Origin of the sequence: Parendozoicomonas verongulae (assembly GCF_009711465.1) — a bacterium.
Taxonomy (GTDB): domain Bacteria; phylum Pseudomonadota; class Gammaproteobacteria; order Pseudomonadales; family Endozoicomonadaceae; genus Sansalvadorimonas; species Sansalvadorimonas verongulae.
In genome coordinates this window covers 1-403 of the sequence record NZ_SMME01000237.1, presented here as the reverse complement: position 1 = coordinate 403, position 403 = coordinate 1, and the positions used below count along the sequence as shown (strand labels likewise).

General features: G+C 47.1%; 1 protein-coding gene. It reads right to left on the bottom strand.

Annotation, left to right across the window (positions count from 1 at the left end; all coding sequences use genetic code 11):
* Positions 1–269, bottom strand: a 269-nt coding sequence (locus E1189_RS00335) for an ankyrin repeat domain-containing protein (RefSeq protein ID WP_196220834.1), incomplete at its 3' end; no start/stop codon positions are given.
* Between the last annotated feature and the right edge of the window lie 134 nt (positions 270–403).

The following is a 403-nucleotide window of genomic DNA, read 5'->3' as shown; positions in this document are numbered from 1 at the left end:
CTTTTGTTTGCACCACTCTGGATAAGCGCCGAAGCAACTCTGATATTCCCCTCACCGGCCGCTAAATGAAGTGGCGTTTGCCCATTGCGATCCTGTGCTTCAAGACGGGCATGATGTTGAATAAGTATTTCGGCAATCTCATCACTGCCATTTTCACTCATGGCTGCTGTATGGAGCGCCGTGAACCCATTTTTATCCAGCGCTTCCAGATCAGCGCCTTGATGAATTAACTGCAAAGTTCTCTCGGCATCGCCTTCCTTAATTGCCATATGGAGTGCTGGAAATCTACTTCCTCCTCTCTCAATTTTCGATCCCAATTCTACCGTAAATTCTGCGGCTAATGTTTTATGGGGGGAAGGGGCTGTATGAGTTGTCGAACTGGCAGTTTTTTTTCTCATTGCAG